The organism is uncultured Brachyspira sp. (assembly GCF_944390595.1).
Classification (GTDB): domain Bacteria; phylum Spirochaetota; class Brachyspiria; order Brachyspirales; family Brachyspiraceae; genus Brachyspira.
The window spans coordinates 1-9,644 of record NZ_CALXRN010000001.1 but is presented as its reverse complement, the minus strand read 5'-3'; the positions used below and the strand labels follow the sequence as shown (position 1 = coordinate 9,644).

Sequence of the window (9,644 nt, the reverse complement as noted above, 5' to 3'; positions counted from 1 at the left end):
ATGTTCCTATATATTTTTTATCTATACCGTCATTATTAGTGCTGGAAGAGTTTGTAAAAAAATTCAAACATCCGCATATAAAAAGCATGCTGATTAATAAAAGTATTTTTATTAACTTATTATTCATATTAGTATTATATATATAAACTATACTTTGTCAAAATAATATAAAGTATTTTTTATATTATTTGACTATTTGGAATAATTATGTTACACTGCATATATAGTGTAATATTGGAAAATTATATGAAAACAAACAAAGAAACTTTGAGTTTTACTCTTTTAAATAAATTTTATACTCATGCCAATAAAATATTTTTTATACATAAATACAAATTTGTTTTTGGAGAAAGTTTATGAAAAATAATAAACTATTTCTGAAAATATACGCGTCTTTGATAATTATAATTTTTACAGCTATTATAGTGCTTCATATACTTGGTAGTAGAACTAGGGTAGGATATTTAGGCGATTTCAAATTTGATAACTTTCATATAAATCGTACTTTAGAATTAAATAATTTATCTTATATAAAATATCAATTTATAAATACTGAGGGGAAGTTAGATGAAGAAGGTATTAAAAATTATATATTTACAAATGAAAATATAACTAATTACAGTTACGGATTTAAAGTTCAGTATTATAATAAAGTATTCAGACATAGTGATATTTATGGTGTTTATATAGATACGAATAAAGTTTTACAAGATAATAATTTTATAAATGAAATTAATGTTAATGAAAATGGAAGTCCTTTTGGTAATTTAATTTCTTCCAAAAAAATAGATTTTGATAAAATTGATAATGTTAATTATATTTTGAAATTAAAAATAATTAAATATTGCATTTCTTTTTTAATTGTATTACTAGTGTTTATATGCTATAAAAATATTTATTCTTTTATTGTAAAAACTATAGTATTATTAAAAAACTACTATTATAAAAATGAAAACATTTATATAAAATTATATTTATTATTAATAGGATTTTTTACTATATGTATAATAGTATTATTTTTAATAGGGCTAAAAAATAGAAATGGATATTTAGATAATATAAAATTAAATGTAAATAAAACTATAGAAATTAATAATTTAAAATTTGAATTAAATAAATTGAGTATAGAAAATGATGTAGAAAAAGAGAATTATTTAATTAATAATACTAATAAAATAAATTTGTATAGTTATGATTTTGTTATGAATTATAATTATGATTATTTTAAAAATAATTATGTATATTATATTAATTATAATTTAACAACTAATTTCAATTATATTAAATCTATTAGTATTAATAATAACTATGCTTCATCAAATGGTAATTTTATTAGTTATAAAAAAATAGATGATAAAAAAATAGAAAATATAAACTATATCTTAAAAGTAAGATATAATTTATTTTTATATTATATAGTATTTGTAATGATATTTTTAGTTATAAATTATAAGTATATAAAAAATAAATTATCATCATCAAATATATTTAGAAAAAATATCAAGTTTAAATTAAGTACAATAATTATAATTGGATATATATATTTAATTTTGTCATATATTATTTTTGTATTAACTTGGATAAAACTATATATATCCATACCTATTTTAATAATTCTAGCTATAGCTTTATATTCAACAATTAAAGATACTATTAGAAATTACAAAGAAGAATATAATATTAATTTATGTATGCTAATTATAGCAGCTGTAATGTTCATTTTATGGATGACTATATATGGTGTTGGAATGATATTTCCGCAATCTTGGGATATGCTAAACGGAAAAAATGCTGTATTTAGGGATTTAATAAATTATTCATGGCCTATTATATATTCTGAAAATAATTATGGATTGGTATATTATATTGGCCAATGGGTAGTTCCTGCTATTTTTGGAAAACTATTTGGTATGAATGCAGGAAATATTTTCCTCATTTTATGGACAAGTTTTGGAATATTTATATCTTTTATATTAATATTACAATTTATTAATTTAAATATTAATAAATATATATTAATATCGATTATAATATTTATAGTATTTTCTCCTCTTCCAGAACAAATAATATTTCATAAAAATAATATGTTATTAACAGTGTATACTAATAATATAGAGAATATTAGTTTATTATACAATCAGGTTATTGCTGTATGGCTTATTGGGGCAATATTTCTACATCTAAAAAATTCTTATAGTTTTGCTTTATTGGGACTATCAAGTATGTTATATTCTCCTTATGCTATTATAGGAATATTTCCATTTATGATTATAAAACTTTTTATTGATATAGATAAAAATAAATTTTTAGAATTAAAGAATATATTTAGTTTAAGCAATATATTATCATCAATAAGTATTTTTCCAATAATATATTTATATTTTTCTTCAAACATGGCATCAGGACCTGGCTTTAAGTTTATAATTAATGAGTATACTTTTATACAATTATTTGATAATTACTTATTTAGTTTTGGAATATTTTTTCTTCTATTATTAAAATATAATAATAGAAATTATATATTTTATGTATCTATATTTGTTATTATACTAGTATCTCTCATAAGATATTCATGGGATTGGAATTTCCACAGAACTAATATAATATCTTTTTTCTTTTTATCTGTTTTCACAATCAAATATTTTTATGACACTAGAAATATTTTTGATATAAGAAAATGCATATTTACTTTCATAGTTTTATGGATGATTATTATAAATATAAAATTTATCAATATACAGTTTAATGATTTAGGTAAATATAGCTATCTATATGGTAGAGATGAAATAATGACTTTGAACTATCCTGATACACATTATATTTCAGCTATGGGAGATATGAAATCTAATTTCTTTAAATATATAGCTAAAGTAAAAATAAAGTAGGTTTATTTGAAATGAAAAAAAGAATATTATTTATATGTCAGCATTATTATCCAGAACCTTTTAAAATGCATGATATATCAAAATTCTTTATTGATAATGGCTATGATATTGATGTTATTTGCGGAATACCAAATTATCCTCAAGGTAAATTCTATAAAGGATATTCTATTTTTAGAAAAAGAAAAGAAAAATATGAAGATGTTAACATTTTTAGAGTTTTTGAAATACCTAGAGGTAAAAATACTAATTTTAATATCTTTATGAATTTTATATCTTTTCCTATATTTTCATTATTTAAACTTCCTTTTCTATTATTAAGAAAATATGATAAAATATTTATGGTTCAGCTTTCACCTGTATATATGTCTATTCTTGGAATTATTATTGGTAAAATTAAAGGAATAGAAACTACAATGTGGATTCAGGATTTTTGGCCTGAAAGTTTGTTTTCTGTTTTAAAAATAAAGAATAAAATATTATTAAAAATATTATATTTTTCATCTAATTTTATCTATAAACATACAGATAAATTGGTAATGTTTACTGAATACGGTAAAGAAACTCTTTCTAAAAGAATAAATAAAAATATTGATAATATTGAGATAGTTCATCAAAGCTGTGAAAAAATATATGAAGAGCCTATTTTTGATGAAAAAATCAATAATAAATTTTCTAAAGGATTTAATATATTATATGCCGGTGCTATTAATCCTACACAAAATTTTGAAGTTTTATTACATACAGCAAAAAAATTACAGGAAGATGATAATATAAATGATATTAATTGGATTATTGTTGGAGGAGGAATGTCTAAAGATTGGCTTCAAGATAGAGTTAAAGAAATGCAATTAAATAATTTTTATTTTGAGGGTTTTTTTATGGATACTAAAGATGTAGTTAAATATTATACTGTGGCTGATGTTTTAGTATCTTTTTGGGTTTATACAGAGGTTTATAAATATACTATACCTGCTAGAGTCATGTCATATATTGCAAGTGGTAAGCCTTTAGTATTATCTATGACAGGTGAAGTAAAAAATCTTGTTGAAGATGCTAAGTGCGGATTTGTGTCAGAAAGTGATAATTATGAAGAATTTTATAAAAATATAAAAAAAATATATAATATGCCTAAAGAGGATAGAGAAAAACTTGGAAAAAATGGCAGAGACTATCATTTTAACTATTTAGAGAGGAATATAAATTTTGATAAATTATTGAAATTTATGGAAAAATAAAATATACAAATGATTTAAGAAATATATAATAGGGGCATAAAATGAATGATAACAAAGATTTTTATGAAAAATTTTACAAAGAAAAAACAAATTCTCATTCTAAATCTATTTCAGGTATAGCAAGATATTTTTTCTATCTTACAAAATCTATTTTGAAATATATTGATCCAGATTATATGAATAATATATTAGAAGTTGGTTGCGGTAGAGGCAGTCATACTATAATATTATCTAAATATTTTAATAATTCAAAAGTTATTGGTATAGATTTTGCTAATTCTGGTATAGAATTAGCAAAAGAAAATTATTCAGAATATAGTAATTTATTTTTTATAAATGAAGAATTTGATAATTTTATTTATAATAGTGATATAAAAAAATTTGATTTAATAGCTTCATTTGAAGTACTAGAGCATATTGAAGATTGGGAAACTTTATTGAAAAAAATGATAATGGCATCTAATAAATATGTATTAATATCAGTTCCTGTTGGAAAAATGAGAGATTGGGAAAAAAATATAGGTCATTTTAGAAATTTTAAAAAAGGTGAGATTGAAGAATTTATGAATAATAATGGTTTTAAAACAGTTAAAACTTTTTATGCTGGATTTCCATTTTATAGTCCTTTTGCTAGGGATTATGCCAATAAAAACTTTGATAATCTTATTCAAGATGTAGTAAAAGATTTTTCTATATATCAAAAAATATTCCACTATTTAGCCTATATTTCATTTAGATATTTTTCTTTAAAAAGCTATGGTGATGCTTTTTATGGACTATTTGAAAAAGAAAACCTTACTATAAATAGTAATGGGGGGGTAAATTATAACTTCTTATTCTTATTAAATTTAGAAACTAATTATATTGTAAAGGCATTCATATATATAAAAATATATGGATGACTTTTTTATTTTATAAATAAAAAGGAAAAGGTATAAAAATGGATAATTATAAATTTATAATAAAATATATAATGAACAAGAGGATAGATATAAGTATGCAAGTGGTATAAGATGGCATTCATATTTAGTAAAAAAAATATTAAAATGTATTCCGAAATATGAAGTTAACTCTATTTTAGATATAGGTTGCGGAGAAGGCCAGAAAACATATCTGTTATTAAAATATTTTAATAATGCGAAAGTATTAGGTATAGATTTTACGGAAGAAGGTATTAAATTAGCAAATAATATTTATTTTAACGTAGAAAATCTTACTTTTGAAAAAGAGAATGTATTTAATATAGATAAAAATAAAATTAATTATGATATAGTTAGTTGTTTTGAAGTATTAGAACATGTTGAAGATTGGCCATCTTTATTAAAAAAGATATCTGATATATCCAATAAATATGTTTTAGTTTCTGTACCTACAGGAAAAATGCGTGATTATGAAAAGTATGTAGGACATTTAAGAAATTTTAAAAGAGGTGAAATAGAAGATTTTATGAATAATAATGGTTTTAAAACAATTAAAACTTTTTATGCTGGATTTCCATTTTATTCTCCTTTAGGAAGGGATTGGCTTAATAGAAATTATGATAGTATGAATGGTAGATTAATTAGAACACAAAAAATTATACAAACATTGATGTATATTTTATTTAGATTTTTTTGTTTTAATAATATAAGAGATTCTTTTTTTGGATTATTTGAAAAACATGATTTAACTGTAAATAGTAAATAAATTATTGTTTATATTTATAATTGACTATTGAGCTTATTATGCTATAATATAAACTATTATAGGAAATGTTATGAAAAACAAACAAACAAACAAACAAACAAACAAACAAACAAACAAACTCTATATATTCTCAAGTTTTACTTTCTTAAACAAATTTATCTTTGTTGCAAAAAACAATATAATAGCACTTTTATGAGGAAATAAATGAAAGTTTCAGCTATTATCCCATGTTATAATGAAGAACTTACTATAAAACAAGTTATAGAAGATATAAAGAAATATTATCCTCAATGTGAAATATATGTATTTGATAATAATTCAACTGATAATTCCTATAATATTGCTAAAGAATCTGGTGCTATTGTAAAGAAAGTTATGTATCAGGGAAAAGGCGAAGTAGTTAGACAGGCATTTTCAATGGTAGATAGTGATATTTATGTACTTATAGATGGTGATAATGAGTGTGATGCTTCGGCTATACCTAAATTAGTTAATTATTTAATAGATAATGATTTAGATATGGTTACTGTAATTCGCAGAGCTGGCAAATATAGAAGAGGACATTCTTTTGGAAATAAAATGATAACATCTTTTGCCAAATTTTTATTTGGAAATAATGTAAATGATATATTAAGCGGGTATAGAGTTTTTTCTAAGAGATTTGTAAAGACTTTTCCGTCAGCATCTAGAGGTTTTGAAATAGAGGCAGAGCTTACAATATTTGCTTTACAAATGCGTTTACAAATAGGAGAAATGGAAGCAGAATATAAGAGCAGACCTGAAGGTTCATTTTCTAAACTTAATACTTTTAAAGATGGTTTTAAAATATTAGGGCTTATAATTTATTTACTTATGACTGAGAAGCCAATTATTTTTTGGTGGTTAATTGCAAGTATTTTTGCTTTATTTGGTTTTTATTATGGAGTTCCGGTTATTTTTTCTTTTATCAAGGAAGGTTTTGTCCCTATTGCTACTTCCGTACTTGCAACTGGATTTATATTGTTATCTGGTATATGTATAATAACAGGTCTTATAATGAATGCCATTGGAAGAGCCATATCAGAAAATAGAAGATTTAAATATAATTCCATAAAATAATTAAATGTACATTTTTTTCACTTGAAATTTATATGTTATGTTATATTATATATGCAACGAGAATTTATAAGGAGTTTTTAATATGTCTTTAATAGATAATATAGTAGCTAGAGAAATATTAGATTCAAGAGGAAACCCTACAGTAGAAGTAGATGTATGGCTTGACAGCGGAGTTATGGGAAGAGCAGCTGTACCATCAGGAGCTTCTACAGGAGAACATGAAGCAGTAGAATTAAGAGACGGTGATAAATCAAGATATTTAGGAAAAGGTGTTCAAAAAGCTGTAGAAAATGTTAATGAAATTATTTGTAATGAACTTATTGATATGGATGCTTTAGATCAAGTTGAAATTGATAGAACTATGATAGAACTTGACGGAACAGAAAATAAAGGAAAATTGGGTGCTAATGCTATACTAGGTGTATCACTTGCTGTAGCTAAAGCAGCTGCTGAAGAATTAGGTATGCCATTATACAGATATATAGGCGGTACTAATGCTAAAACTTTACCAGTACCTATGGCTAATATCTTAAACGGCGGTGCTCACTCATCAGCTCCTATAGACTTCCAAGAATATATGGTTATGCCAGTTGGTGCTCCTACTTTCAAAGAAGGAATACGTTATGTAGCTGAAGTATTCCATAACTTAAAAGCTATACTTCATGACAGAGGATTAAGCACTACTGTTGGTGATGAAGGCGGATTTGCTCCAACTCTTAAAGATAATGAAGAGCCTCTTCAAGTAATTATGCAGGCTATTGAAAAAGCAGGATACAAGCCTGGCGATGATATAATGATAGCTATGGACCCTGCTTCAAGCGAATTCTATAACAAAGATAAGAAAAAATATGTATTCCATAAATCAGACAACAGAGAATTAACTCCTGCTGAAATGGTTGATTTCTATGCTGATTTATGCAGCAAATACCCTATTATATCAATAGAAGACGGTGTTGCTGAAGATGATTGGGAAGGCTGGTCTTTACTTACTCAAAAATTAGGTAAAAAAGTTCAATTAGTTGGTGATGACTTGTTCGTTACTAATGTAAAAAGACTTCAAATGGGATTAGATAAAGGCGTTGCTAATTCTATCCTTATTAAAGTTAACCAAATTGGTTCTTTAACTGAAACTTTAGATTCTATTGAACTTGCTAAAACTCATAACTATACTGCTGTAGTTTCTCACAGATCTGGTGAAACTGAAGATGCTACTATTGCTGATATAGTTGTTGCTACTAATGCTGGTCAAATCAAAACAGGTTCTGCTTCAAGAAGCGATAGGATTGCTAAATACAATCAATTATTAAGAATTGAAGAAGAATTAGGCAACAGAGCTATTTACTTAGGTAAAAAAGCTTTCTATAACATTATAAAATAATGAATAGCTGAAATATAAAAAATAAGCAAGAGCTGGTAACAATTTATTGTTGCCAGCTTTTTTATGTAGTTTATCGCTAGCAACAAGAAATCGAGTCGTAGCCAGCTAGTGAGTTTACTCACTAGCTTATTATAGGGCGTAGACGAGTATAGCAATAATAAATAAAAAGCATTTTATAATGTTATAAAATAATAAAAATTTAAATATTATTTGCCTCTAGCAAGTTTACTTGTCAAATAATTTTTATTAGCAATAATAAAAAATAAATGAGAGCTGGTAACAATTTATTGTTGCCAGCTTTTTTATGTAGTTTATCGCTAGCAATAAAAAATTGAACTGAAGTTAGCTTTAAAGTGTAGCAGATGTGCGAATAAATTTGTTTATTTGCTATTATTGGTGATACTATAGGCTAGCATATGAATAATAATATAATAATTCTGTAAAAAATATTAATAATACAATATTTTTTTAAAAAAATTTGATTATTCTAACAAATAAATATGATTTCATCTTTAAAAAAAGCAAAAAATTAATATAATAATATATTAGAAAATTTATCATATTAGGAAAATATTATGAGTAATAGATATATAATATGGGAAGATAAATATAAAACAGGTTATAAAAAAATAGATGATCAGCATAGGGAATTAATAGAAATTGCCAATGATTTGTATGATTGTTTAGATAATAAAGATTCAGAGAATTATGAATTAAGAGATGCTTTTAAGAAGGCATTAAGAAAAACAGTAGATTATATAGACTATCATTTACATTATGAAGAGAAAATAATGCATGCTATAAAATATAATAGAATATTAGAGCATGCTTCTTATCATAGGGAGTTTACTCAAAAAATATATGATTATGTAAAACTATATGAAAACGGATCTGCAGATTCTATTAATAGTTTGTTAAAATATTTGAAGGAATGGTTTTTAAATCATATATTGCAAACTGATAAAGAGTTCATTAAAGAAATGATAGATATTTTACAAAAAATATAAAATCATAAAAAATATATAGGAGTGAAATTTATGGATACAGAAAACAAAAATGAAGAAAAATGTATAAAATGGGAAAACAAATACAAAACAGGATACAAGAGAATTGATGATCAGCATAAAGAACTTGTGAATATCATAAATGATCTCTATAGTATAGGTATTGAAAGTGATTTTGAAAATGAGGAAGTAAAAAAATCTTTTAGTGCTATTTTAAAGAGAGCTATTGATTATGCTACATACCATTTTTCTTATGAAGAAAAAATTATGAGTGCGATAGATTATTCTGCAGCAAAAGATCATATTACTAGACATAGAGCATTTTCAGTTAAAGTTGTTGATGAAGTTAATATGTATG

8 protein-coding genes are annotated in these 9,644 nt (G+C 23.7%); all 8 read left to right on the top strand.

The window, feature by feature from the left end; all coding sequences use genetic code 11:
- Nucleotides 1-356 precede the first annotated feature (356 nt).
- A complete protein-coding gene (locus tag Q0J90_RS00040; protein ID WP_297275970.1) occupies nt 357-2,885 on the top strand; it encodes a hypothetical protein in 2,529 nt (842 codons plus the stop codon).
- A gap of 11 nt (nt 2,886-2,896) precedes the next feature.
- Nucleotides 2,897-4,120, top strand: coding sequence for a glycosyltransferase family 4 protein (locus Q0J90_RS00035; RefSeq protein ID WP_297275969.1), 1,224 nt, complete (start codon nt 2,897-2,899; stop codon nt 4,118-4,120).
- A 41-nt stretch (nt 4,121-4,161) separates the two neighbouring features.
- A complete protein-coding gene (locus tag Q0J90_RS00030) occupies nt 4,162-5,022 on the top strand; it encodes a bifunctional 2-polyprenyl-6-hydroxyphenol methylase/3-demethylubiquinol 3-O-methyltransferase UbiG (protein ID WP_297275968.1) in 861 nt (286 codons plus the stop codon).
- A gap of 52 nt (nt 5,023-5,074) precedes the next feature.
- Nucleotides 5,075-5,806: a class I SAM-dependent methyltransferase gene (locus Q0J90_RS00025; protein WP_367173812.1), complete on the top strand. Its 732-nt coding sequence runs from the start codon at nt 5,075-5,077 to the stop codon at nt 5,804-5,806.
- Between the two features lie 204 nt (nt 5,807-6,010).
- Nucleotides 6,011-6,904, top strand: coding sequence for a glycosyltransferase (locus tag Q0J90_RS00020; RefSeq protein ID WP_297275967.1), 894 nt, complete (start codon nt 6,011-6,013; stop codon nt 6,902-6,904).
- Between the two features lie 82 nt (nt 6,905-6,986).
- The gene (gene eno / locus Q0J90_RS00015; protein ID WP_297275966.1) at nt 6,987-8,282 is read left to right on the top strand and encodes a phosphopyruvate hydratase; all 1,296 of its coding nucleotides are present in this window, start codon (nt 6,987-6,989) and stop codon (nt 8,280-8,282) included.
- Nucleotides 8,283-8,857: 575 nt separating this feature from the next.
- Nucleotides 8,858-9,289: a hemerythrin family protein gene (locus Q0J90_RS00010; RefSeq protein WP_297275965.1), complete on the top strand. Its 432-nt coding sequence runs from the start codon at nt 8,858-8,860 to the stop codon at nt 9,287-9,289.
- A gap of 30 nt (nt 9,290-9,319) precedes the next feature.
- Nucleotides 9,320-9,644: hemerythrin domain-containing protein (locus tag Q0J90_RS00005; protein WP_297275964.1), on the top strand; the 325-nt coding region annotated here is incomplete at its 3' end.

Excerpts from the sequence above, each read along its gene's own strand:
- Q0J90_RS00040 (WP_297275970.1), top strand. The coding sequence starts at position 357 with ATGAAAAATAATAAACTATTTCTGAAAATATACGCGTCTTTGATAATT.
- Q0J90_RS00010 (WP_297275965.1), top strand. The coding sequence starts at position 8,858 with ATGAGTAATAGATATATAATATGGGAAGATAAATATAAAACAGGTTAT.
- Q0J90_RS00035 (WP_297275969.1), top strand. The coding sequence starts at position 2,897 with ATGAAAAAAAGAATATTATTTATATGTCAGCATTATTATCCAGAACCT.
- Q0J90_RS00030 (WP_297275968.1), top strand. The coding sequence starts at position 4,162 with ATGAATGATAACAAAGATTTTTATGAAAAATTTTACAAAGAAAAAACA.
- Q0J90_RS00020 (WP_297275967.1), top strand. The coding sequence starts at position 6,011 with ATGAAAGTTTCAGCTATTATCCCATGTTATAATGAAGAACTTACTATA.
- eno (WP_297275966.1), top strand. The coding sequence starts at position 6,987 with ATGTCTTTAATAGATAATATAGTAGCTAGAGAAATATTAGATTCAAGA.